This is a genomic window from Pseudomonas abyssi, assembly GCF_002307495.1.
In the GTDB taxonomy this organism is placed as follows: domain Bacteria; phylum Pseudomonadota; class Gammaproteobacteria; order Pseudomonadales; family Pseudomonadaceae; genus Halopseudomonas; species Halopseudomonas abyssi.
Genome location: NZ_NTMR01000010.1, coordinates 119,057 through 143,002, shown reverse-complemented (window position 1 = coordinate 143,002; position 23,946 = coordinate 119,057). Strand labels below are relative to the sequence as shown.

Below are 23,946 nucleotides of genomic sequence, written 5' to 3'. Positions count from 1 at the left end.
CACGCACTCTGCGAGTGCTCAAGCGTGTAGATGCAAGGCGCGATGTGCAGCCAATAGTGGTTTTATTGGCAAGCAGCGTAACGCAGTCAGATGCATGCTTGAGCGCTCGCCCTGCGGGGCGCTCAGTCCGGGCCGCACTCTGCGTTGTGATTTCTCGACAGGTCCAGACATGCCTTCGAAACCACGCCTTGATTGCAGCCCGGACTGAACGCCAGAGAGCATGCGGAATTAATCAGTGCTTCCCTAGGCTACGGGCCTCGCCACCTTGAGGCACCCGGTGTCAGACCGGCTGACAATAGCGGCGCTGGAAGTACACCAGGCCGTCGCCGCTGTCGCGCTGGCGGATCGCCAGAATCTCGCAGATCAGAACGTCGTGGCTGCCGGCCGAGACCCGGTTGCTGATGCGGCAATCGAAGTTGATCAGCGCGTCGTCCAGCATCGGTGCACCGCTGACATCGGTGCTCCAGTCGGCACTGGCGAAGCGGTCCTCCATCGCCGTTTTGCCGCCGAACAGGTTGGACAGCGCCTGCTGCTCGCAGGTCAGCGTGTTCACGCACAGATGGTCGTTGGTCTGAAAGATGTCGTAGACCGATGCGCTGCGGTTGAGGCAGACCAGCAGGCTTGGCGGCTCGTCCGACACACTGCACACGGCGGTGGCGGTGAAGCCGGCGCGGCCGGCAGGGCCATCGGTGGTGACCACGTTGACGGCTGACGCCAGCACCGACATCGCGTTGCGGAAAGCGTCTTTGGTGACCGGGGCGGGCATGGGTTCCACTATCTTGGCTGCGAGCATGATGGGCTCCTTCAGGTGAGAATGCAGGCCTTGGAATAGGCCAGACGCGGCAAACGGTCGAACACCTTGCTGCTGTCGCCGTAGCCGAGGTTGATCAACAGATTGGACTTCCAGTGGCTGTCGCTGAAAAACGCGGCGTCCAGCGCCTTGGCGTCAAAGCCGGACATCGGCCCGGTATCCAGTCCCAGGCTGCGGGCGGCCATGATGAAGTAGGCGGCCTGCATCGAGCTGTTACGGAAGGCAGTTTCGTAAATCATCTCCGGGCTGCCGGTGAACCAGCTGCGTGCATCCGCATGCGGGAACAGCTCGGGCAGCGCGTCGTAGAAGCGCGAGTCGTAGGCAACGATTACGGTTACCGGCGCGCTCATGGTCTTTTCCAGATTGCCTGATGACAGGCACGGCTTGAGCAGCTCCTTGCCTTGACGGGTGCGCACAAATACAAAGCGTGCCGGGCTGCAGTTGGCCGACGTCGGGCCCATCTTGGTCAGGTTGTAGATGGCTTCCAGCAGACTGTCTGGCACCGGCTGATCCAGCCAGCCATTGTGGCTGCGGGCCTCGGTGAACAGCTGTGCCAAGGCGCTTTGATCCAGTGGTTCTTCGTACATGATTGCCCTCACTCAGGCGGCGTATTCGGTGTCGTGAATGACGCTGGCAAGAAAGCGCCTGAGCGTCGTATTGATGGTGTCCGGGCAGGTCACGCTGGAGGCGTGGCCGCCGTAGTCGAAGCATTCCAAGCGGGCGTTCGGCAGTTGCTCGGCGAGCTCTCGCGAGCACTGCCAAGGCACCAGCATGTCGTCTCGGTTGGCGATCAGCAGCGTTGGCTGGCGAATGCCGGCGAGTGCCTGAAGATCCGGCGCAAAGGCTTGCAGGGCGCTGATGCGGCGCAGCAGGTTGTCGGTCGGCGGAAAGCCCGCCACGTGCTTGCGATCATCGATTTGCAGCTGCTCGATGTTGGCGGCAATCCAGTCCGGCGGGTAGAGAAACAGCGCCTGCGCCTCGACGTAGGCCGCCGGGCCGTTGCCGGCCAGCAATTGCTTGCGTACCGAGAAGCAGCGCGCGGTGTGCGGGCTGACCCGCGACCAGGCGTTCATCAGCGTCAGGCTGCGCAGCCCCGGTGCCTGCTGGATGGCCAGCGCCAAACCGACCAGGCCGCCGAGGGCGTGGCCGATCAGCTGGTAGTCGCCGATGCCGTGGCTGGCGAGCAGTGTGCGCAGCTCGCTGGCCATGGCGTCGATGCTGTAGTCGGCGGGCAACGTGGCCGGGCTCTTGCCGGTGCCGAGCTGGTCGTACAGCACCACGCGATAGTCGCTGGTCAGGGCATCCAGCTGTGGCATCCAGAAATGCGCCGCGCCGCCGAGCCCCGAGCTGAACACCAGCGTCGGGGCGTCGGCATCACGCCGGCCGTGGATTTCGATATGCATCACGGCCGCGGCCTCAGCCGACGTGGGCGATGCTGGCGATTTCGATCAGCGCGTCCGGTTTTACCAGGCCGCACTGGATGCAGTAACGCGCCGGCTTTTCGCCCGGGAAGTACTCGGCGTAGACGGTGTTGATGGCGGCGTAATCGCTCCAGTCGCGCAGCATGATCATGTTGAAGGTGACGTCATCCATGCTGCCGCCGGCTTCCTCGACCACACCCTTGATGGTTTCCAGCACGTGGCGAGTTTGCGCTGCCGCATCGCCGACGTGGACTACGTTGTTGTCTTTGTCGAAGGGCAGGGTGCCGGAGACATACACAATGCCATCGGCCATTGAGCCCGGAACGTAGGGGGCCAGCGGTTTGCCGGTGCCGGCGGGGAGTACGGTTGTCTTGCTCATGCGGATGCTCCTTGGGTAGCGGGCTTGGTCAGTGCGGTGCAGAAGTCGTCGACGGTGCTGACCCAGCCAAAGAAGGTTTCGATGTTGTACAGCGAGGCCTGCTGGACGAATTCCGGGCCGGCCTGATGGGTGGCGTCGGCCAGTACTACGCCGAAGTACTCGAGAAAGAAGCCGTCGCGCAGGGTGGATTCCACGCAGACGTTGGTGGCGATGCCGGTAAACACCAGATTGCGGATGCCGCGGGCGCGCAGCAGGCTGTCGAAAGCGGTGTTGAAGAAGCCGCTGTAGCGCGGTTTCGGCACCACAAGGTCGCCCGGTTGCGGTTGCAGGGCGTCGACCAGATCGTAGTCCCAGGTGCCCTTGGCCAGCAGCTTTCCCTGCAGCTCCGGGTTCTTGCGCATGGTCTTCAGCGCGTTGGATTTGTGCCAGTTCGGCGAGCCGGGGCCGCCGGCTTCGGCGTAGTCGCTGTCCCAACCGTTCTGGAAGAAGATCACCTGCACGCCGGCGGCGCGGGCCGCTTCGATGGCGCGGGCGATCTGCTCGATCACCGGCCCGGTGCTGGAGACATCAAAGCCGGCCAGATCCAGATAGCCGCCCTTGGTCGAGTAGGCGTTCTGCATGTCGACTACGATCAGTGCGGTCTCGCCGCTGTTGATCGCCAGCGACTCGGGGCGCGCGGGCAGAATTACATCGGTCGGGTTGTTGCGCACCGGTGCATGACCGACAACAGGTTGGGTCAGGCTGTTCATCACGCGGTCTCCAGTATTTCGTTAACGTGTTGACGGCCCTTCATCAGTGGCTGGATCCGGGTACCGAAGTCTTCGATGCCCTTGACGAAGTCGTCGAAGGTCAGCATCACGCCGCTGTTGCCGGGCACGGTGGCGACTTCGTCGAGCATGCGCGCAATGCTCTCGTAGGAGCCCACCAGGGTGCCCATGTTGATGTTCACGGCGGAGGTCGGGTCGGCCATCTGGCGGATGTTGGTGTCGCCCTTGGACTTGGTGTCGGCGGCGCCCTGTTCGCCGAGCCAGGCGATGGCTTCGTGGTCGGCGCCGTCCTTGTAATGCTCCCAGCGGGCGCGGGCGGCTTCGTCGGTTTCATCGGCGATGATCATGAACAGCGCGCAGGAGGTGACGTCGCGGCCGCTTTCTGCGGTGGCCTTGACCAGTCGTTCGACGGTCGGGGCGAAGGCGGTCGGCGTGTTGACGCCCTTGCCGAAGCAGAAGTTGTAGTCGGCGTACTTGGCGGTGAAGGCCATGCCGGCTTCGCTCTGCCCGGCGCAGATGACTTTCATGTCGGCCTGGGGTTTGGGGCTGACGCGGCAGTCGTCCATCTGGAAGTGCTCGCCCTTGAAGTCGCTGCGGCCGGTGGTCCACAGATCGCGCAGTACGGTGGCGTATTCGCCGAGGTAGTCGTAGCGGTTGGCGAAGAATTCATCGCCCGGCCACAGGCCCATCTGGCTGTATTCCGGCTTCTGCCAGCCGGTGACCAGGTTGACGCCGAAACGGCCGTTGGAGATCGAGTCGATGGTCGAGGCCATGCGCGCCACGATGGCCGGCGGCAGGGTCAGGGTGGCGGCGGTGGCGAACAGCTGGATGCGCTCGGTCACGGCAGCCAGGCCGGCCATCAGGGTGAAGGACTCGAGGTTGTGTTCCCAGAACTCGGTCTCGCCGCCAAAGCCGCGCAGCTTGATCATCGACAGCGCGAATTCGAAGCCGTAGTGCTCGGCGCGCTGCACTATGGTCTTGTTCAGATCGAAGGTCGGCATGTACTGCGGTGCGTTCTTGGAAATCAGCCAGCCGTTGTTACCGATCGGGATGAAGATACCTACATTCATTGGATTGCACTCCATAGGCCATTTGTTCGGAAGGTCGGCATTACCCTGCCGGCCGCTGAACAGGCACAAAGCACAATCCAGGCCATGTTTTTTTTATTGATTTAAATCAGGTAGTTGTGCGGATTTAATGGTTTAGGTTAGACCGTTTAGTCCGAATTAGAGCACTTGGTTTGTGCATGCGGTTCAGTTTCTGGGCCCATTTTGGGGCTTGAGTTGGACTGTGTTACCAAGGGTAGAATGCGATCACCAAGGACTAAGGCTGCCCCTCCAGTGAGCAAACAGATACAGCGCCCCGCAGTACCAGCCAAGAAGCCCAAGGCGCGGACTCGGGTGCCCAGTGAGGCCACGCTGAATCGGCGCAAGCGGCTGATGGAAACCAAGCGCAGCGCAATCATGGAGGCGGCGCTGGATGTGTTCTCGCGCTATGGGCTGCACGGCACCAGTCTGGATCAGGTGGCCAGCCAGGCCGACGTGTCCAAGACCAACCTGCTGTATTACTTTGCTTCCAAGGAAGATCTGTACATCAATGTGCTGCGTCAGTTGATGGATGTCTGGCTCAGCCCGCTCAAGGCGTTCACTGTCGAACAGGATCCGTCCGAGGCGATTGGTGACTACCTGCGCGTAAAGCTGGAGTTGTCGCGAGATCATCCGGCCGAGTCGCGGCTGTTCTGTCTGGAGGTCATTCAGGGGGCGCCGCTGTTGTTGGGCGAGCTGCAGGGCTCGTTGCGTGATATCGTCGAATCCAAGGTCAGCGTCATCAATGCCTGGATCGAGGCCGGTAAGTTGGCACCGATCGAGCCGCACCATCTGATCTTTTCGCTCTGGGCGATGACCCAGCATTACGCGGACTTTCGTACCCAGGTTGAGGCCGTCTCTGGTCGTACCCTGGAAGACCCGGCCTTCTTTGCCGAGACGCTGACCAATCTCAAGGCATTGGTGCTGCAGGGCGTCTGTCCGCGTTCTTGATGTAGATCAATATCGCCGCCCCTTTTTTGGGCTAAACGCACAAACCGAGTGCTCTAGATCAGACCGTTTGTTCCAAAATAAGCGGTCTTTTTTCATTATCTATTTGTTTTTTAAGCAAAAACAGTTTTTGGCATAGTTGCTGCAAACGTCTCCGCTGATTGGAAAATGGCGCGTCGAACACTCCTCGCGTCGCTTCTTCTGCCCAGCGCTCTCGCTGAGCTCCATTTGGAGGAAACGGTTGTATGACGCTTCAATACGTTCCCATCATCGACCTTGGCCCCTATTTCGGCGGGACTGCCGAGGGCAAGGCTGAGGTGGCCAAAGCGGTCAACCAGGCCTGTCGCGACATCGGCTTTCTGGTCATTACCGAGCATCAGATTCCCAAGGAATTGATCGAGCGGGTCTATGCCCTGACCTCGCAGTTCTTTGATCTGCCGATGGCCGAAAAGCGCAAGGCGGATCGTCCGCGCCCGGACATGGTCCGCGGTTACAGCGCGGTTGCCGAAGAAAGCCTGTCCTACTCGATGGAAGAGGCGGCGCCGGGCGATCTCAAGGAATCCTTCTCGATCGGCCCGACCGATGTACCGGCCGAGCCCTACTACTCCGAAGCCATGGCCGGCCCGCACTTTGCGCCGAATGTCTGGCCCGCTGACCTGCCCGGATTTCAGCAGGCCTATGCCGAGTATTTCGATGCCATGGGCGATCTGGCCCGCACGCTGATGCGTATCTTTGCACTGGCGCTGGAGCTGCCGGAAACCTTCTTCGACGACAAGATCGACAAGCACATCAGCATGTTCCGCAGCCTGCGTTATCCGCACCTGAAAGAGGGTCTCGAGGAAGGCCAGCTGCGCGCCGGTGCGCACACCGATTACGGCAGCCTGACCATCGTCAAACCCGACGGCGCGCAGGGTGGTCTGCAGGTCTGCAACCGCGACGGTGAGTGGGTCGATGTGCCTTATGTGGAAGACGGCTTCGTGGTCAACATCGGTGACCTGATGATGCAGTGGACCAACGACCAGTGGATCTCCACGCTGCACCGCGTGGTCAATCCGCCGGAAGACGCTGCCGGTGATCAGCAGCGCCAGTCGCTGGTGTTCTTCCATCAGCCCAACTACGACGTCATGGTCGAGTGCCTGCCGAGCTGTCTTGCCGATGGCGAGAAGCCGCTCTACGCGCCGGTTTCCTCGGGCGATCACCTCAAGTCCAAGTTCGTCCGTCAGACGACCTTTGGCGGCAGCAAGGTGGCCTGAGATGAGCAAACTCTCCTACGTCAACGTATTCGCCCGCGACATCGAAGCGCTCAGCGGGTTCTACCAGCGGGTGTTCGACTTTCCGGAAGTGGAGGCGATTCGCTCGCCGATCTTTGTCGGTCTGGATGCGGGCACCTGCTGCATCGGCTTCAACGCGCCGGATGCCTACGAGCTGCTGCATCTGGCCGAGCACTCCGACACCCGCGGTTGCACGTTTCTGCTCAACATTGACGTCGACAGCCCCGAGGAGGTCGACCGCATGGTGCCGATCGCCGTCGAGGCGGGCGCCACCCTGATCAAGCCGCCGTATACCACCTATTACAACTGGTATCAGGCGGTGCTGATGGATCCGGAAGGCAACGTATTCCGTATCAACCACATGATGTAGTCACACCACCTGATCGCAAGAAGGACTTTGGCAATGAAAAAACTGATTGCGGGCGCCGTATGCGCCCTGGCCGCCTGCGGCCTGCCGACCCTGGCTGCTGCCGAGGAAGGCGGTTTTACCCTGACCGGCCCGGCGAAGATCGCCATGCTCTACATCAGCCCGCGCAACGACGGCGGCTGGACCCAGGCGTTCGATGAGGCGCGTCAGCGTCTGGAAGGCGATATCGGCCAGAAGATTCAGTACGTGGAAAGCGTGCCGGAGACCGCCTCGGCGATCAAACCGACCGTTGAGCGACTGATTCAACGTGGCGCCAACATCATCATCGGCACCGCCTTCGGTTACTCCGACACCTTCAAGGAGCTGGCCGACAAGTACCCGGAAGTGGCCTTCCTGAATGGCTCCGGCACCACCAACTCGCACAATTTGGAATCCTTCTACGGTCGTACCTACGAGAGCCAGTACCTGTGCGGCATGGCCGCGGGTGCCGCTTCTGAAACCGGCAAGCTGGGCTTTGTAGCGGCCAACCCCTTCGGTCAGGTGAACTGGACCGTCAACGCCTTCGCCATGGGCGCCCAGCAGATGAATCCGGATGCCACCGTCACCGTGATCTACACCGGCGCCTGGAACGACCCGGTCAAGGAGCGCGCGGCAGCCACCGCACTGATCGACCAGGGCGCCGATGTCATCGGCCAGCACGTGGATAGCCCGACCCCGCAGATCGTTGCCCAGGAGCGCGGCGTCTATGGCACCGGTCACCACCGTGACATGAGCGAGTTCGCCCCCGAAGCCACTGTCTGTTCCTCGGTCTGGGTCTGGGATCGCTTCCTGGCACCGGAGCTGAAGAAAATCATGGCCGGCAACTGGGTCCCGGCGGAGAACGGTGCGCTGCTGTCGATGGAGCAGGGCGGTACCGACGTCTCCTGCTGCGGCAAGGGTATCGACGAGGAAGAGAAAGCCAAGATCATGGCTGCCCGCGAGGCGCTGCTGAACGGCGAGAAACTGATCTACGCCGGCCCGATCTCCGACCGTGACGGCAACGTCAAGGCGGCTGAGGGTGAAGCGCTGTCCGACGGTGAACTCTGGTCCATGGACTGGTTCGTCAAGGGAGTGATTACCCAGCAATGAGCAACCCGAACGCGATCCGGCTGGACAGCGTCAGCAAGTCGTTTGACGGCTTCAAGGCGCTGTCCGAAGCCTCCTTCACCGCACGCTGGGGCGAGGTACATGCTCTGCTGGGCGAGAACGGAGCGGGCAAGTCGTCCCTGATGAACATCGCCGCAGGGCTGTATGCGCCGGAAACCGGATCGCTGTTCATCGACGACAACCCGGTTCGTCTGAAGGGGCCGCTCGATGCTGCCGCACAGGGCATCGGCATGGTTCACCAGCACTTCAAACTGGTGAAACCCTTCACCGTGGCAGAGAACATTCTGCTCGGTCTTCGTCACCTGCAGGCCGGCACGTACCGGCAGCGGCTGGCGCAGACCGCCGAGCAGATCACCGCCATGGCCGCCAGCCTGGGGTTCAGCATCGAACCCCACGCGCGGGTGGATCAACTGTCGGTGGCCGAGCAGCAACGGGTCGAGATTCTCAAGGTGCTGCTGGCCGGTGCCCGCATTCTGATTCTCGATGAACCCACCGCGGTACTGACCGATGCGGAAGCAGAAAACCTGCTGACCACGGTCCAGCATTTCGCGCATCAGGAAGGTGCTGCCGTCATCCTGGTGACCCACAAAATGAATGATGTCATGCGCTACGCCGATCAGGTGACGGTGATGCGCACAGGCTCAACGGTTGCCAGCCTCAAGCCGCAGACCGTGTCGGTCGGTGAGCTGGTCAAACTGACCGTTGGCGATGCGCCGACTCCACCGCAGATTCCGTCCAGCCGAGACGCGGGCGAGGTCAGGCTGGCGGTGCGTGATCTGCGCTCCAGCGGCGATGCGCCGGCGCTGCGCGGCGTCAATCTGGAGCTGCATGCCGGTGAGATTTACGGCATCGCCGGGGTTGGTGGCAATGGCCAGAGTGAACTGGCCGGCGCGCTGATGGGCCTGCCCGAGCCGGTGTCCGGCGAGATGAAACTGGTCGGCGAAGGTGATCTCAACAGCCTCAGTGCGGCCCGTCGCCGCGAGCTGGGCATCGCCTGCATCCCGGCCGACCGCTACAGCTCGGCGCTCGCCGCACCGCTGTCGATCAGCGACAACTTTGCCATGGGCGATGTACACAGCGGCCGCTACGGGCCGTTCTGGTTCCTGCGCCGCAAGCGGATCGAAGCCGACACCGCCGCCGCGGTCGCCGAGTTTGATGTGCAGGGTGTGCGCTCGCTGCAACAGAAGGCGGCGCTGCTGTCTGGCGGCAACGCGCAGAAGCTGGTGATTGCCCGCGAGTTTGCCCGCACCCCGCAACTGGTCATCGTCCACAGCCCCAGCCGCGGGCTGGATGTGCGCGCCACCCTGGCGGTGCACGAGCGGCTGCGCAGCGCCCGTGATGCCGGCGCTGCGGTGTTGCTGATCAGTGAAGACCTGGACGAAGTGATGGCGCTGGCAGACCGCATTGGCGTGATGTCGGCAGGACGTATCATCGGCGAGTTTGCCCAGCCGGCGGACCGCCAGGCAATCGGGCAGGCCATGGTGAATCATGTTTGATACAACGAATTTTCAACCGCTGCTGGCGCGCCGGTACACCCTTGAAGTTCGCCAGCAGATGGCCTGGTACTGGCAGGCGCTGGTCATCGCGCTGGCATTGGTAATCGGCATGCTGATCTCGGCGGCGATTCTGGTCAGCGCCGGGGTACCCGCCGGTGAGCTGCTCAATGAGTTTGTCATCCTCACCCTGTTCGACAGCCAGAGTCTGCGCGCGGTGTTGTTTCAGGCCGCGCCGCTGATCATGGTCGGTCTGGCCGGCTGTCTGGCCTTCCGCGCGCGCTTCTGGAACCTCGGGCTGGAAGGCCAGATGATCTGGGGCGCGATTGGCGCGACTGCCGTTTCGCTGTTCGAGATCGGGCCGCCGTCGCTGCGCCTGCCCCTGATGATGGTCTGCGCCATGGTCTGCGGCCTGCTCTGGGCGCTGGCGCCGGTGCTGCTCAAGCTGCACCTGAAGGTCAACGAGATCATCTCCACGCTGATGCTCAACTACATCGCGATCAACTTCCTGCTGCATCTGGTCTACGGCAGCTGGAAGGACCCGCGTGACTCTTTCCCCTATTCGCCGCAGTACAAGGTATTCGAGCGTCTGCCCGAGCTGTTCGATGGCGTCAGTCTGGCGGTGGTGCTGGCGCTGGTGGTCGCGCTGTTCGTGCTCTGGTTCACCGGCATCTCACGCGCTGGCCTGTACCTGCGCTTTGTCGACAGCAGCCCGGGCGTGGCCCGCGCAGTCGGTGTGCCGGTCAAGCGGGTAATCCTCGGTACCGTTCTGCTGTCGGGCGCGCTGGCAGGTCTGGCCGGGCTGATGATTACCGCCGGGCAGGAAGGGCGGCTGACCCATTCCTTCTACGCTGGCTATGGCTTTTCCGGGATTCTGATCGCCTTTCTGGCGCGCAATCAGCCGATTGCCGCGACCGTGGTAGCGGTGCTGGTGGCGACCCTGTTTGTCGCCGGGCGCAGTCTGCAGGTGTTCTATCAGATTCCGTTCTCGATGGTGCAGTTGATCCAGGCGATTCTGGTGATCTGCGTGGCGTCTTCGGAGTTCTTTATCCGCCACCGTATTCGCCGCATTCAGGGAGGGCAGGTCTGATGGACATGATTGCAAGCTGGATCGGCAACATTCCCGACTTTGCCGTGCCCTTTGCGCTGGCGGCGCTCGGGTTGATCGTGATCGAACGCTCCGGGGTGCTGGCACTGGGTGCCGAGGGCTTGATGCTGGTGGGTGCGCTGGCAGGAATCGGCGCGTCACTGATGACCGGCGGCGCAACCGTCTGGGCATTGATTCTGGCGATGTGCGCGGCCGGGGTTGTCTCGCTGCTGTTTGCCCTGATGGTTCTGGTGATGCGCATCAATCAGGTGATCGCCGGTCTGGCGCTGGTGTTCTTCTGTCAGGGCCTGACCGGCTTGCTTGGCACCCTGCTGGACTGGACCAACAAGCCGGTGGCCGGGCTGCACGCGGTATCGCTCTGGCCGTTCTCGGAGCTGCCGGTAGTGGGCAAGCTGTTTGTGCAGAACCCGCTGGTATTCGTTACGCCGCTGATTTTCGTCGTGGTGGTGCTGGTGCTCAATCGCAGCGTGCTCGGCCTGCGCCTGCGCGCGGTCGGTGAGAACCCGCAGGCCGCCGATGCCGCCGGTATTCCGGTGCTGGGCTATCGCTGCGCGGCCATCGTCGCCGGCTCCATGCTGATCGGTCTGGCCGGTGCCTATATCTCGGTACTGAGCACCAAGATGTGGATCGCCGACATGGTTGGCGGGCGCGGCTGGATTACCGTGGCGCTGGTGATTTTCGCCCGTTGGTCGCCGTGGAAGGCGCTGGCCGGTGCCGTGCTGTTTGGCTGTATCGAGGCGCTGATTCCGCAGATGGCCGCCTCCGGTATTCGCCTGCCGCAGTACTTCGTATTTATGACTCCCTACGCCGTCACCCTCGGGGTGATGATCTGGGTAGCCCTGGCCAGCCGCGACAGCAGCAGCCAGCCCGGGGCGTTGGGGGAGCCTTTTATTCGAGAAGAACGCCGCTAGCCGCGTTGAAAGCTGGCTGCGTGGCCAGCGCGGCGTTAAGGGTCGGTTCAACATGCTCATTTACTGTTCGTAAACTGCGCTGTTTCGCCGACTCTTGCCTTGCGCTGACTGCCTCGCCGACGCTTTCCACTGCGGCTAGTGATCTCATTAAGAACAGGATATCTCCATGCAAGGTGCAGTATTGATTACCGGCGCGACCTCCGGCTTTGGCGCCGCCAGCGCGCGTTGTCTGGCGCGACAGGGCTGGCCGCTGATTCTCTGTGGTCGCCGTCTGGAGCGGCTGCAGGCGCTGGCCGATGAATTGAGTGAGCTGACCAGCGTTCTGCCGCTGCAGCTGGACGTACGCGATGCCATCGCCGTGCAGCGCGCCATCGATGAGCTGCCGGCGCCGTTCTCCGGGATTCAGGTGCTGGTCAACAACGCCGGGCTGGCGCTGGCGCCGGGCCCGGCGCAGGCGGTTGAGTTGAGCGACCTGCACACCATGATCGACACCAACATCACCGGACTGGTCAACGTCACCCACGCGGTGCTGCCTAAACTGATCGCCTGGGGTAGCGGTGCAACCATCATTAACATCGGCTCCACCGCCGCCGGCAACCCGTATCCGGGCAGCCACGTTTACGGTGCCAGCAAGGCGTTCGTACAGCAGTTTTCCTACAACCTGCGCTGCGACCTGCAGGGCACCGGCGTGCGGGTGACTGATCTGGCTCCGGGTATTGCCGAGACCGAGTTCAGTCTGGTGCGCAATGCCGGGGACTCGGGTGCCGCGGACAAGGTCTATCAGGGCACAGTACCGCTCACTGCCGACGATGTGGCCGCACAGGTGGGCTACATCGCCGCGCTGCCTGCGCACATGAACATCAATCGACTGGAAGTGGTGCCGGTGCGTCAGGCCTGGGGGCCTTACGCGATTCACCGGGATCAGCTTACCGAGTCGGCCTGAGCGCTGTTCACAAAGTCCACCACCCGCTGCAGCGCGGCATCAGCGCTGTGCAGCAGCCCGGCGTGGGCCTGAAATACATGCCACAGGTCCTCGTAGCGCTCCAGCCGTACGGCGACGTCGGCTGCGCGCGCGGCTTCGGCCAGCCGCAGGCTGTCGTTCAGCAGCACCTCGTCTTCACCGACCTGCAGCAGCAATGGCGGCAAGCCCTCGAGCTGGCCGAACAGCGGCGACACCATCGGATCGGCGCGGTCCTGCCCGGCCGGGCAGTAGGCGTCGCGGGCACTGTCGAGCCAGGACGGATGCAGCAGTGGGTCGCCGGCCGCAGGCGCGTGCAGCTGCTCGGCAGTCATATCGGTGACCGGTGAAAAGCAGACCAGCGAGGCGGGCAGCGGCAGCTTGAGCGCGGCCAGCTTTTGCGCCGTCACCAGTACCAGGTTGCCGCCTGCCGAATCGCCGATCAGGGTGATCTGCGCGGGCGTATAGCCTCGCTGCAGCAGCGCCTGATAGGCGGCGACCGCATCGTCACAGGCCGCTGGTGCCGGATACGCCGGGGCCAGTCGGTAATCGAGTGCGCAGACATCAAACTGGCCACGGCTGGCCAGCGCCGAGCAGATGCCCCGATGGGTCTGCGGGGAGCCGATGACGAAGGCGCCGCCATGCAGGTACAGCAGCACGCGACCGTTGCCGCCAGCGGCCGGGCGGTGCCACATGCAGGGCCGTCCGGCGATCTGCTCGGCGCTGCGAGTCACGCCTTTGGCCAGCGGCATGCCGAGGGTCAGCAGGCGCAGCACCAGTGCCTGCACGGCAAAGGGCACGGGCGGGCGGATCAGACCGCGAAACAGCAGTTTCAGCATGCCGCGCAGAAGGGCGCGCAACCCGGGCTGCCCTGGATTGCGATACAGCTCATCAACGTACCTGGACATAATCGCTCCACGTCGGTTTGCGGGTCATGTATCGATAGGTGAAGGTAAAGCCGGGCCAGTTGACGGTCTGCTTGCCGTCGGCGGTCAGGTACCAGCTCTGGCAGCCCCGGGCCCAGACCGTGCCGCGGGCGTCGTCCTGCAGCTGCCGGTTGTAGCGCGCCTGCACTTCGGGCTGCAGATCAAGGTAACGCAGACCACGGTCGCGCACGGCCTTCACACAGGCAACGACGTAGCGGAACTGGCTTTCCAGCATGTAGATGATCGAGTTGTGGCCGAGGTTGGTGTTTGGCCCGTAGAGCACATACAGATTGGGAAAGCCGGCGACCGAGATGCCCTTGTAGGCTTCTGCGCCGTCGCGCCAGGCGTCGTTCAGGTCTTTGCCGTCCAGCCCGCTGATGCGGATCGGCGCGAGGAACTCGGTGGCGGCAAAGCCGGTGCCGTAGGTCAGCACGTCGGCCGGGTGCAGGGTGCCGTCGTTGGTGACGACGCCTTCCGGGACAATTTTCTCGATGCCGTCACTGACGATGTTGACGTGCTTTTGATCCAGCGCCGGGTAGTAGTTGTTGCTGATCAGGATGCGCTTGCAGCCCATCGGGTAGTCCGGGGTCAGTGCGGCGCGCTTGGCGGGATCGCTGACCTGACGGTCTAGATCACGCTTGGCGGCCCGTTCACTGCTTTTGACCAGTGCCGGGAAATGCACGAAAGCCAGCGCGCGGACTTCGTGGGTCAGATACTGCCAGAGCCGGTCCAGCCGGTCCAGCCGGTGCAGCAGCGGCAGGCGGCTCAGCCAGCGGCGGCGTGAGTCGCTGTATTCGCAATCATCCTTGGGCAGCACCCAGGCGGCGTTGCGCTGGTACAGGTCAAGCTGAGCCACCTCGGGCACGATCTGCGGCACGAACTGGATCGCCGAGGCGCCGGTACCGATGACTGCGACTCGTTTGCCCTTCAGATCAACGTCGTGCTGCCACTCGGCCGAGTGGAAGGCCGGGCCGGCAAAGCTGCCGAGCCCTTCGATGTTCGGCATCAGCGGGCGGTTGAGCTGGCCGGTGGCGGCGATCAGGTTGCGCGCGACCAGGGTTTCTCCGCCGGCGGTAGTGACCTGCCAGCAGCCGGATTCGGCGTCAAAGTGGGCGTCGCTGACCGCGCAATTGAGGCGAATGCGCTGGCGCAGGTGGTATTTGTCGGCGCAGTGGCGGATGTAGGCGTGAATTTCGTCCTGGCGGGCGTACTTGTGCGGCCAGCTGGTACGCGGCTCGAACGAGTAGGAATACAGGTGCGAAGGTACGTCGCAACCCGAACCCGGATAGTGGTTGTCGCGCCAGGTACCGCCGATGTCGGCGGCCTTCTCCAGCAGCAGAAAATGGCTGATGCCGGCGCGGTCCAGTTGGATGGCCATGCCGAGGCCGCCAAACCCGCTGCCGATGATAATGGCGTCGAGTGGTGCGGCAGGTGAGCTTTTTGTAGTCATTGTGTGCTTCCTCCTGTTGTCAGCATATTAGGTGTTGCCTGTCGGCGCGGGTATGGCATAGTCGGTCAAAAAATTGTGAGTTTCGGACACACCATGACCGCTACTGCTCCTCCCTGGCCGCGCCTGCGCAACATCGGTAGCGTGCAACTGATGACCCAACTGGGTACCGAGCTGGGCCTGACCGTACCGCAGTGCCTGCAGGGCACCGGGCTGGATGTGATGGCGCTGGCCGATGGTCAGGCCCAGGTCGAGGCGGCGCAGGAGCTGCAGGTGGTCGGCAATCTGCTCGCCGGTTTGCCTGAGCAGCCGCTGCTGGGACTGCTGGCCGGACGCCGCTACCAGCTCAGCCGTTACGGCATCTGGGGATATGCGTTGCTGTCCAGCGCCTCACTCGGCGAGGCGCTGGACATGGGCCTGCGCTACCTCGATCTGACCTTTGCCTTCTGTCGCATTCATGCCCGCAAGGATGCGTCTGGCCATTGGCTGGGGGTGGATGACAGCTGGGTAGATCCGGCAGTACGCCGTTTTCTGTTGCTGCGCGACAGCTCCGCGATCGCGCGCATTCATCGTGAACTGACCGGGCTGCGGCAGCCTTTCAAGTCGGTTCAGCTGGCATTGCCTGCGCCGCCCGCAGAGCAGTTGGCCGCTTACACCGAAGCCTATGGCTGTACGCCCCGGTTCGATGCCCCGGAGCACCTGCTGGAACTGGACCCGGAGCTGCTGGCCCGGGCGTTGCCCGGCGACAACCCCGCCATGCGTGAGGCCTGCGAGCAGCAATGCCATCAGTTATTGCAACGCTATCGGGCGCGTGACGGGCTGGCGGGGCGGGTGCGTGAGTTGTTGCTGGAGGGTGGTGCGGCGCTGCCGGACATGCCGACTGTTGCTGCCAGGCTGCATCTGACCGAGCGCACGCTGCGCCGTCGTCTGGGTGACGAGCAGACCAGCTTCCGTCAGTTGCAGGAGGAAACCCGCGAGGCTCTGGCCGAGGAGTTGTTGCGGATGCCGGGGCTGTCACTGGAGGCGGTGGCGGTGCGTCTTGGCTACGGTGAAGTCTCCAACTTTGTCCATGCGTTTCGACGCTGGAAGGGCATGACACCGCGGCAGTACTGCCGTAGTGAGCGTGGTTGAGCATCATCCCCAATGATGGGTGACTATTCGGTCAGTCAAGAGCCGCTTCCGTGTGGCGTCGGCCGGAGTATCTTGTGGTCTGACCGATTCAGCGTTTCCTGCAGATAAATCACAACAAAGGAGAATGCCCGTGGCTGATCTGGACGTATTCCGCCAGCAAACCCGCGCCTGGCTGGAAGAAAACTGCCCGCAGAGCATGCGCACGCCGCAACGCTCGGACAATGACGCCTGCTGGGGCGGACGCAACTTCACCTTCGCCAGCGAAGACCAGAAACGTTGGCTCGAGCGCATGGCCGCACGTGGCTGGACCGCGCCCGACTGGCCAACCGAGTATGGCGGCGGTGGCCTCAGCCAGCAGGAGCACAAGGTGCTGCGCGAAGAGATGGCGCGCATCAATGCCCGCCCGCCGCTGTCCAGTTTTGGTGTCTGGATGATCGGCCCGGCGATTCTCAAGTTCGGCTCCGAAGAACTCAAGCGTCAGCATCTGCCGCCGATTGTCCGCGGTGAAATCCGTTGGTGTCAGGGTTACAGCGAGCCGGGTGCCGGCTCCGACCTCGCCGGCCTGCAGACCCGTGCCGAAGACCACGGCGACCACTTTATCGTCAATGGCCAGAAGATCTGGACCTCCTACGCCGACAAGGCTGACTGGATGTTCTGTCTGGTGCGTACCAACCCGGATGCCAAGAAGCAGCTGGGCATCAGTCTGGTGCTGTTCGACATGACCACCCCCGGCGTGAGCACTCGCCCGATCAAGCTGATTTCCGGCAGCTCGCCGTTCTGCGAGACCTTTCTCGACAATGTGCGGGTGGAAAAAAGCCAGGTCGTGGGCGAGATCAACGCCGGCTGGACCATCGCCAAGTACCTGCTGACCCACGAGCGGGAAATGATTGGCGGTATGGGCCGCACCGCCGCAGGCCAGAAGACCCTGCCGCAGATCGCGGTGGATGCTGTCGGCCTGGAAGACGGCAAGCTGGCTGACGGCATGCTGCGCGGTGAACTGGCGACATGGGATCTGGATGCCGCTGCCTTTGCGCTGACCGCAGAGCGGGTACTGGATGAAGCCAAGGCGGGTCAGGGCGTTGGCGCGGCCTCGGCCATGCTCAAGTACTACGGCACCGAGCTGAACAAGCGCCGGCAGGAACTGATGGTCGCCCTGCATGGCAGCGACGGTCTGCTCTGGGAAGGGGAGGCGTCTCGCGAGGGGGCCGTTGCCCGCACCTGGCTGCGCTCCAAGGGCAACTCGATCGAGGGCGGTACCAGCGAGGTGCAGCTCAACGTCATCGCCCGCAACATTCTCGGCCTTCAGTGAGGGGACAGCATCATGGCAGCTTTGGTACTTAACGAAGAACAACAGATGCTCAAGGACGCGGCCAAGCGTTTTCTGAGCGAGAGCGCCCCGGTCAGTCAGCTGCGTGCGCTGCGCGACAACCGCGATGAAACCGGCTTTTCCCGCGAGCTGTGGCAGAGCATGGTCGAGATGGGCTTTGTCGGTACCCTGATCCCCGAAGCCCTCGGTGGTGCCCAGTTCGGCTACGTCGGCATGGGCCAGGTCAGCGAACAGGCCGGCCGCAACCTCAGCGCTTCCCCCTTGATCTCGACCGCCATTGGCGGTGTGGCCGCGCTGCTGCTGGCGGGCTCCAGCGAACAGCAGCAGGCGCTGCTGCCGCAGGTCGCCGAGGGCAGCCTGCTGCTGGCGCTGGCGATTGATGAAGCGCCGCGTCACGCGCCGAACCGGGTAGCAACCCGACTGCAGGTAGCTGATGGCGGGTATCTGCTCAACGGCCGCAAGACCTTTGTGGTCGACGGCCATGTTGCCGACAAGCTGATCGTCTCTGCGCGCAGCGAGGGCGCTGAAGGTGATCAGGCGGGCATCAGCCTGTTGCTGGTGGATCGCAACGCGCCGGGCGTGAGTGTCGAGCGCACCATCATGGCTGACAGCCGCAATGCGGCGATCGTCAGCTTTGACAACGTGAAGGTCGCCTCTGGTGATCTGCTGGGTGAGGCAGGCAACGCCTGGGCGGCGCTGGCGCTGACCCTGGATGTGGTCAACGCGCAGCTGGCCGGTGAGCTGCTGGGCCTGTCGCTGGAAGTGTTCGAGCGCACCGTTGCCTATCTGCAGGAGCGCAAGCAGTTCGGGGTAGCACTGAGCACCTTCCAGGCGCTGCAACATCGTTGCGCGCATCTGTTCAGCGAGCTGGAACTGGTCAAGTCGGCGGTGTTGAAGGCGCAGATGGCGTTGGATGCCGGTGATGCCGAGGCGGCGCAATGGGTCAGCCTGGCCAAGGCCAAGGCCTGCGAAGTAGCCGAGCTGGCGACCAACGAAGCGGTGCAGATGCACGGCGGCATGGGCATGACCGACGAGTTTGATATCGGCCTGTTCATGAAGCGTGCGCGCAGTGTGCAGGCGTTGTTTGGCGACTACCGCTATCACGCCAACCGCTTTGCGGCGTTGCGCGGTTATTGACCGGGAGGGCCGAGTTCCGGCTCGGCCGACTGTGTTTTGCCGCGAGCTGTAATCAACTCAGCCTTTCGCCCTCACGGCGAGCCAAGGGGGGCTGCATGCCCAGCCCCCCTTAGCGATCCCCCGGGGCACCCGACTACGCGGCCCTTCGGGTTCGCTGCGTTGCTCGATTTATCGGGGAGCCACAAAACTCGTCGCTTCGCTCCTCAGACACCCTGTGGCTCTTTTCCCCGATAAATCTGCGCTACTCGCCCGCGTAAACGGGACGAACCCAAGGTGCACACTGGACTTCCGAGCGTCTAGCAAACCACCTCGACGTTGCTGGTGGTGAGCAAAAAAAACCGCAGCCTGTGCTGCGGTTTTTTTGTGTCCTGATCAGAAGTGGTACTTGGCGATCAGGTTGGTTGCGCTCTGGTGGGTATCCAGCCCGAAGGTGCCGTTCGGGATGCCGTACTTGTGCTTCCAGTAGTCGTACTCGATACCGGTGTACAGCTGCTTCTCGGACCAGCCCAGGGCCTTGCCCAGGTCGTATTTGATCTGCGGGTTGATGTGCAGGTTGGCGTGGTAGTTGTCGTCGTCGTTATCGACTACCCAGTCGATAAAGCCGTCGATCAGCACGTCGGAGTTGCCGACCGGGACGGTGTAGGCCCACACCGGTGTGATCTGCCATACGCCGCGGCCGCCAGATGCCTCGTCGGCGTGGCGATAGTAGGTGTTCAGCTGGAAGTAGTCGAAGCCGGGGATATTCAGGTCAACGGCCGGGCCGAGCAGGTAATTTTTGACGTCGTTACGGCCGAACTCGTAGGTGCCGGCCAACAGCACGTCGGTGATCGGGCCGAAGGCAAAGCTCTGGCCGGTGATCTTGCCCAGTGACAGGCGCGGGGAGATTTCACCGTAGTAGCTGCTGTTCTGATCTTCGCTGTTGGTACCACCGTTGTAGTGGATGCTGTCGAAGAAGATGAACAGGTCACCCTTGGTCCAGCCGCTGGCGTGCTCGAAGGTCACGGTTTGCTGGGTGTCAGGGTCAACCTGGAAATCGGTGCCGTACAGATAGGTAATGCTGTTGTTCTGCCACAGCAGGGGATAGGCGTGTGCAAGGCTGCTGGCCAGCATCAGGGTGCTACCCAGTGCAGCGCGGGTCAGGCGGTTCATGGATGTTTCTCCATTTATAGGGGGGTGTAGAGGGGTGTAACGCCGGCGCGAATGGTATAGCAAAACCTTGGCTGGCGCAGCTGACGCCCGTCGGAGAACGGCGGTGTTTCCAGATGGGAAACGCTATTTCACCATAGTAGGGCTAGGCACCCTCGGAGCGAATGTTTACCCTTGCCGGTTTGCTGTCGTGGCGAGAGGCCCTAGATCAATGTTGCTACGTGGACTGACCTGGCTGGTGTTCTTCCAGTTGCTGGGTACCGGTTTGAATGTACTGGTGCTGCCGTTCCTGCCGGGGCCGATCATCGGCATGCTGCTGATGGTCGTGTATCTGTGCCTGCGCGGTGGCGTCAGTGAGTCGATCAGTCTGGCCTCCAGTGGTTTGCTGACCTACCTGCCGCTGATTCTGGTGCCGCCAGCGGTTGGCATCATGGTGTACGGCAGCGAGATTCTTGCTGATGCCACGGCCATCCTGGTCACCCTGGCCTTGTCGCTGGCGCTGAGCATGCCGTTCTGTGGCTGGCTGATGCAGAAGCTGATCGAGCGCCAGGAACGGAGGAAGGCACCATGAGCGGGACGCTGTTGCAAGCCTGGCAGGCTGTCGTCGATCACCCGCTGTTCTGGGTCGGCATGACTCTGGCCGCCTATCAGTTGGGCGTGGCGCTCTACCAGCGTACCAAGCTGGCGGTATTTCACCCGGTGCTGGTATCCACCGCCGTGCTGGTGCTGGTCATTCTCGCCGTCGGACAGGACTACGCGCATTATCGCGAAGCCGTGCAACCGCTGCAGGTGCTGTTGGGGCCGGCCACGGTGGCACTGGCGGTGCCGCTGTACATGAACTTCCGGCGCATTCGCAGCTATTTCTGGCCGGTGCTGGTCTGCCTGCTGGTCGGCGGCACGCTGGCGACCGTGCTGGCGGTGCTGCTGGCCTGGCTGCTGGGCGCCGAGCCGATGATCATGATGACCTTGGCACCTAAATCGGTGACCTCGCCGATTGCCATGCTGGTGGCCGAGCAAATCGGCGGCGTTGCGGCGCTGGCGGCGGTATTTGTGATGTTCACCGGCGTGCTGGGGGCCATCTTCGGTCCGATGCTGCTACGCCTGTGCGGCGTGGACCATCCGGCCGCCTGGGGTATGGCCATGGGCCTGACCGCGCATGCGGTGGGTACCTCGCGGGCGCTGGAAGAGGGGGAGGAGGCGGGTGCTTTTTCTGCCCTGGCCATGAGTCTGATGGGCACCGCTACGGCGTTGTTGCTGCCGCTCGCGGTATCGCTCTGGATGGTATTTCAGGGCTGAATTTTCTTCGCTCGGGAGTATTTTCCATATCTGTGCGTCATATTTGACGTGCGTCAATTCGCCCAGTCCCCGCTTGCCGGGGGCTGAGCCATACTAATTCGGCAAACATTGTTCCGTAGTGTTTGTCGGCGGTGACCGAATTGACCTGATGATTCCTCCGAGCGGAGTACGCAGATGGATATCGTAGAGCTCTCACGAATGCAGTTCGCCTTGACGGCGATGATTCACTTCTTGTTTGTACCCCTGACGCTGGGCCTGGCTTTCCTGCTGGCGATCATGGAGTCGGTCTATGTGATGACCGGCAAGACCATCTACCGTGACATGACCCAGTTCTGGGGCAAGCTGTTCGGTATCAACTTCGCCCTGGGCGTGACTACCGGCCTGGCGATGGAGTTCCAGTTTGGTACCAACTGGTCCTACTACTCGCACTACGTCGGCGACATCTTCGGCGCGCCGCTGGCGATCGAAGCCCTGATGGCCTTCTTCCTCGAGTCAACGCTGTTCGGCCTGTTCTTCTTCGGCTGGGACCGCATGAGCAAAGTCAAGCACCTGGCGGTGACCTGGCTGATGGCGCTGGCGACCAACTTGTCGGCGTTGTGGATTCTGGTTGCCAATGGCTGGATGCAGCACCCGGTGGGCTCGGAATTCAACATCGAGACCATGCGCATGGAGCTGACCAACTTCGCCGAGGTGCTGCTCAACCCGGTGGCTCAGGTCAAGTTTGTCCACACCGTGTCGGCGGGCTACGTCACCGGCTCCATCTTCGTGCTGGCGATTTCCAGCTACTATCTGCTCAAGGGCCGCGATCTGGCCTTTGCCCGCCGCAGCTTCGCCATCGCCTCTGCGTTTGGTCTGGCTAGCGCGCTGTCGGTCATCGTGCTGGGCGACGAGTCCGGTTACGAGTTGGGCGAGGTGCAAAAGGTCAAGCTGGCGGCGGTAGAGGCCGAGTGGGAAACCCAGCCACCACCGGCAGCCTTTACCCTGATCGGTTTTCCCAACGAGCAGGCTCAGCACACCGACTATGCGATCAAGGTGCCGGCGGTACTCGGGTTGATCGCAACCCGTTCGCTGGATGAGGAAGTCCAGGGGCTGCAACAGATCAAGGAAGAGAACCTTGGGCGCATCATCCGCGGCCAGGAGGCCTATGACCTGATGCAGCGCATCCGCGCCGGGGACAAGTCGTCCGCGACCGTGGAACAGTTCAACGCGGTGCGCGATGACTTGGGCTTCGGTCTGTTGCTCAGTGGCTACACCGATGACGTACTGAATGCGACGCCTGAAGAAATAGCCAATGCGGTAGAAGCCACTGTGCCCAAGGTCTGGCCGCTGTTCTGGAGCTTCCGCGTCATGGTTGCCTGCGGTCTTCTGATGTTGCTGCTGTTTGCCTGCGCCTTCTGGCACAGCGCTCGTCGTACGGTCGACAAGCCAAAATGGTTGCTCAAGTTCGCCATCTTCAGTCTGCCCTTGCCATGGATCGCCAGTGAAATGGGCTGGTTTGTGGCCGAGTATGGGCGGCAGCCCTGGGCCATCGGTGAAATTCTGCCGACCCATCTGGCAGTCTCGCAGCTGAGCCCGGGCGATGTGCTGTTTACCCTGATCTCCATCGCCGTGCTCTATAGCATCTTCGTGATCATCGAGATCTGGCTGATGACCAAGTATGCGCGCAAGGGGCCGTCGAGCCTGCACACCGGTCGCTATGACCTGGAAACTGCCGAAGCACAGGAGGCCTGATCATGGATTACGAAGCATTACGGTTCATCTGGTGGGTGCTGATCGGGGTTCTGCTGATTGGCTTTGTGGTCACCGACGGCTTTGACATGGGCGTTGCCGCGCTGCTGAAAGTGATCGGCAAGAACAACTATGAGCGGCGCGTGATGATCAACTCGATCGCGCCCCACTGGGACGGCAACCAGGTCTGGCTGGTGACCGCCGGCGGCGCGCTGTTCGCAGCCTGGCCGACGGTCTACGCGGCATCATTCAGCGGGTTCTACCTGGCCATGATGCTCACGTTGTTTGCCTTGTTCCTGCGTCCGCTGGCCTTCGAGTATCGCTCCAAGATCGACAGCGAAGTCTGGCGCAGTCGCTGGGACTGGGCGCTGACTGCCGGTTCGGCGATCCCGGCGCTGATCTTCGGGGTGGCCTTTGGCAACCTGCTGCAGGGCGTGCCCTTCCAGTTCGACGAGCTGCTGCGGTTTCAGTACACCGGCAGTTTCTGGGCGCTGCTCAACCCCTTTGCGCTGCTGGCTGGCGTGCTGAGCCTGCTGATGATCGTCAATCACGGTGCCACCTACCTGCAGCTCAAGACCGAGGGGCAGATCAAGGCCCGCGCCGAGGCGATCTCCTCACTGCTGGCGCTGGTCTGCGCGGTGGTATTCGTCATGGCCGGGGTCTGGCTGTGGCTGGGCATTGATGGCTATCAGGTGGTCAGCGTCATTGATACCAACGGTGATAATCGCACCATCGACAAGGTGGTCGAAATCAGCTCTGCAGCCTGGTTCGGCAACTACGCCAAACTGCCGCTGCTATGGGCTGTGCCCGCGCTGGGGGTCATCTGCTTTGTCTTCTGTGCCCTGTTCAGCAAGGCGCGTAAGCACGCGCTGGCGTTTGTCAGCTCGGCGCTGGCCATGGCCATGGTGCTGATCACGGCGGGTCTGAGCATGTTCCCCTTTGTCATGCCGTCTTCCAGCATGCCAAACCACAGCCTGACCATGTGGGATGCGACCGCCAGTGAAACCACGCTGTTCATCATGTTCTGTGTGGCTTGTCTGTTCGTCCCGATCATCCTTGGTTACACCGCCTGGGGCTACTTCGTGATGCGCGGCCGCCTGAACGAGCAGCATATCCGCGACAACACTCACAGCATGTATTAAC

The 23,946-nt window shown here is 62.5% G+C and carries 24 protein-coding genes; 15 read left to right on the top strand and 9 right to left on the bottom strand.

Translation table 11 applies throughout. From position 1 onward, the window contains the following. Nucleotides 1-280 precede the first annotated feature (280 nt). From rutF to rutA, 6 genes are read right to left on the bottom strand one after another with little or no spacing between them, the layout of a single operon-like run. Complete coding sequence (gene rutF, locus CNQ84_RS08440; RefSeq protein WP_096004450.1) at nt 281-793, bottom strand: NADH-dependent FMN reductase RutF; 513 nt, start codon at nt 791-793, stop codon at nt 281-283. 11 nt (nt 794-804) lie between these two features. Beyond that, the gene (locus CNQ84_RS08435) at nt 805-1,398 is read right to left on the bottom strand and encodes a malonic semialdehyde reductase (RefSeq protein ID WP_096004449.1); all 594 of its coding nucleotides are present in this window, start codon (nt 1,396-1,398) and stop codon (nt 805-807) included. Nucleotides 1,399-1,410: 12 nt separating this feature from the next. After that, nucleotides 1,411-2,214 carry a pyrimidine utilization protein D gene (gene rutD, locus CNQ84_RS08430; protein WP_096004448.1) on the bottom strand — a complete coding sequence of 268 codons (804 nt, stop codon included), beginning with the start codon at nt 2,212-2,214 and terminating at the stop codon, nt 1,411-1,413. Nucleotides 2,215-2,227: 13 nt separating this feature from the next. Continuing rightward, nucleotides 2,228-2,611, bottom strand: coding sequence for a pyrimidine utilization protein C (gene rutC, locus CNQ84_RS08425; RefSeq protein WP_096004447.1), 384 nt, complete (start codon nt 2,609-2,611; stop codon nt 2,228-2,230). Then, nucleotides 2,608-3,360, bottom strand: a complete 753-nt coding sequence (gene rutB / locus CNQ84_RS08420) for a pyrimidine utilization protein B (protein ID WP_096004446.1) — start codon at nt 3,358-3,360, stop codon at nt 2,608-2,610. The genes rutC and rutB overlap by 4 nt, the downstream gene beginning before the upstream one ends. After that, on the bottom strand, nt 3,360-4,448 hold the full coding sequence (rutA, locus tag CNQ84_RS08415; RefSeq protein WP_096004445.1) for a pyrimidine utilization protein A: 1,089 nt from the start codon (nt 4,446-4,448) through the stop codon (nt 3,360-3,362). The genes rutB and rutA overlap by 1 nt, the downstream gene beginning before the upstream one ends. Nucleotides 4,449-4,685: 237 nt before the next feature. Between rutA and rutR the strand changes: the two genes are divergently transcribed. From rutR to CNQ84_RS08375, 8 genes are all read left to right on the top strand, one after another. Further along, nucleotides 4,686-5,414, top strand: coding sequence for an HTH-type transcriptional regulator RutR (gene rutR, locus CNQ84_RS08410; protein ID WP_096004444.1), 729 nt, complete (start codon nt 4,686-4,688; stop codon nt 5,412-5,414). A 242-nt stretch (nt 5,415-5,656) separates the two neighbouring features. Beyond that, nucleotides 5,657-6,664 (top strand): isopenicillin N synthase family dioxygenase, encoded by a 1,008-nt coding sequence (locus CNQ84_RS08405; protein WP_096004443.1) that lies wholly within the window; start codon nt 5,657-5,659, stop codon nt 6,662-6,664. Nucleotide 6,665: 1 nt separating this feature from the next. After that, entirely contained in the window at nt 6,666-7,052 is a 387-nt protein-coding gene (locus tag CNQ84_RS08400; protein ID WP_096004442.1) for a VOC family protein, read from the top strand. A gap of 33 nt (nt 7,053-7,085) precedes the next feature. Next, a complete protein-coding gene (locus CNQ84_RS08395) occupies nt 7,086-8,177 on the top strand; it encodes a BMP family ABC transporter substrate-binding protein (protein WP_096004441.1) in 1,092 nt (363 codons plus the stop codon). Further along, on the top strand, nt 8,174-9,691 hold the full coding sequence (locus tag CNQ84_RS08390) for an ABC transporter ATP-binding protein (protein ID WP_096004440.1): 1,518 nt from the start codon (nt 8,174-8,176) through the stop codon (nt 9,689-9,691). The genes CNQ84_RS08395 and CNQ84_RS08390 overlap by 4 nt, the downstream gene beginning before the upstream one ends. Continuing rightward, the gene (locus tag CNQ84_RS08385) at nt 9,684-10,778 is read left to right on the top strand and encodes an ABC transporter permease (protein WP_096004439.1); all 1,095 of its coding nucleotides are present in this window, start codon (nt 9,684-9,686) and stop codon (nt 10,776-10,778) included. The genes CNQ84_RS08390 and CNQ84_RS08385 overlap by 8 nt, the downstream gene beginning before the upstream one ends. Next, nucleotides 10,778-11,707, top strand: a complete 930-nt coding sequence (locus CNQ84_RS08380) for an ABC transporter permease (protein WP_096004438.1) — start codon at nt 10,778-10,780, stop codon at nt 11,705-11,707. The genes CNQ84_RS08385 and CNQ84_RS08380 overlap by 1 nt, the downstream gene beginning before the upstream one ends. Before the next feature lie 166 nt (nt 11,708-11,873). Further along, nucleotides 11,874-12,650, top strand: coding sequence for an SDR family NAD(P)-dependent oxidoreductase (locus CNQ84_RS08375; protein WP_096004437.1), 777 nt, complete (start codon nt 11,874-11,876; stop codon nt 12,648-12,650). Here CNQ84_RS08375 and CNQ84_RS08370 read toward each other — a convergent pair. Both CNQ84_RS08370 and CNQ84_RS08365 read right to left on the bottom strand, forming a co-directional pair. Then, nucleotides 12,629-13,573 (bottom strand): alpha/beta hydrolase fold domain-containing protein, encoded by a 945-nt coding sequence (locus CNQ84_RS08370; protein WP_096004436.1) that lies wholly within the window; start codon nt 13,571-13,573, stop codon nt 12,629-12,631. The genes CNQ84_RS08375 and CNQ84_RS08370 overlap by 22 nt on opposite strands. Beyond that, nucleotides 13,557-15,041 carry a flavin-containing monooxygenase gene (locus CNQ84_RS08365; RefSeq protein WP_096004435.1) on the bottom strand — a complete coding sequence of 495 codons (1,485 nt, stop codon included), beginning with the start codon at nt 15,039-15,041 and terminating at the stop codon, nt 13,557-13,559. Before CNQ84_RS08365 ends, CNQ84_RS08370 begins: the two co-directional genes overlap by 17 nt. 93 nt (nt 15,042-15,134) lie before the next feature. Between CNQ84_RS08365 and CNQ84_RS08360 the strand changes: the two genes are divergently transcribed. From CNQ84_RS08360 to CNQ84_RS08350, 3 genes are all read left to right on the top strand, one after another. Then, nucleotides 15,135-16,169 (top strand): AraC family transcriptional regulator, encoded by a 1,035-nt coding sequence (locus CNQ84_RS08360; RefSeq protein WP_096004434.1) that lies wholly within the window; start codon nt 15,135-15,137, stop codon nt 16,167-16,169. A 130-nt stretch (nt 16,170-16,299) separates the two neighbouring features. After that, nucleotides 16,300-17,478, top strand: a complete 1,179-nt coding sequence (locus tag CNQ84_RS08355) for an acyl-CoA dehydrogenase family protein (RefSeq protein WP_096004574.1) — start codon at nt 16,300-16,302, stop codon at nt 17,476-17,478. A 12-nt stretch (nt 17,479-17,490) separates the two neighbouring features. After that, the gene (locus CNQ84_RS08350) at nt 17,491-18,633 is read left to right on the top strand and encodes an acyl-CoA dehydrogenase family protein (protein ID WP_096004433.1); all 1,143 of its coding nucleotides are present in this window, start codon (nt 17,491-17,493) and stop codon (nt 18,631-18,633) included. 372 nt (nt 18,634-19,005) lie between these two features. Here the strand turns inward: CNQ84_RS08350 and CNQ84_RS08345 are convergent, their stop codons facing one another. Beyond that, nucleotides 19,006-19,782, bottom strand: a complete 777-nt coding sequence (locus CNQ84_RS08345) for an outer membrane protein OmpK (RefSeq protein WP_096004432.1) — start codon at nt 19,780-19,782, stop codon at nt 19,006-19,008. A gap of 208 nt (nt 19,783-19,990) precedes the next feature. On the opposite strand from CNQ84_RS08345, the gene CNQ84_RS08340 reads away from it, so the two are divergent. The 4 genes from CNQ84_RS08340 (at nt 19,991) to cydB (ending at nt 23,945) form a co-directional block, all read left to right on the top strand. Beyond that, a complete protein-coding gene (locus CNQ84_RS08340; protein WP_096004431.1) occupies nt 19,991-20,350 on the top strand; it encodes a CidA/LrgA family protein in 360 nt (119 codons plus the stop codon). Then, nucleotides 20,347-21,075: an LrgB family protein gene (locus tag CNQ84_RS08335; RefSeq protein ID WP_096004430.1), complete on the top strand. Its 729-nt coding sequence runs from the start codon at nt 20,347-20,349 to the stop codon at nt 21,073-21,075. Before CNQ84_RS08340 ends, CNQ84_RS08335 begins: the two co-directional genes overlap by 4 nt. Before the next feature lie 174 nt (nt 21,076-21,249). Next, entirely contained in the window at nt 21,250-22,806 is a 1,557-nt protein-coding gene (locus CNQ84_RS08330) for a cytochrome ubiquinol oxidase subunit I (RefSeq protein ID WP_165771252.1), read from the top strand. Beyond that, nucleotides 22,806-23,945 (top strand): cytochrome d ubiquinol oxidase subunit II, encoded by a 1,140-nt coding sequence (gene cydB / locus CNQ84_RS08325; RefSeq protein ID WP_165771262.1) that lies wholly within the window; start codon nt 22,806-22,808, stop codon nt 23,943-23,945. Before CNQ84_RS08330 ends, cydB begins: the two co-directional genes overlap by 1 nt. The last annotated feature ends 1 nt before the right edge of the window (nt 23,946 follow it).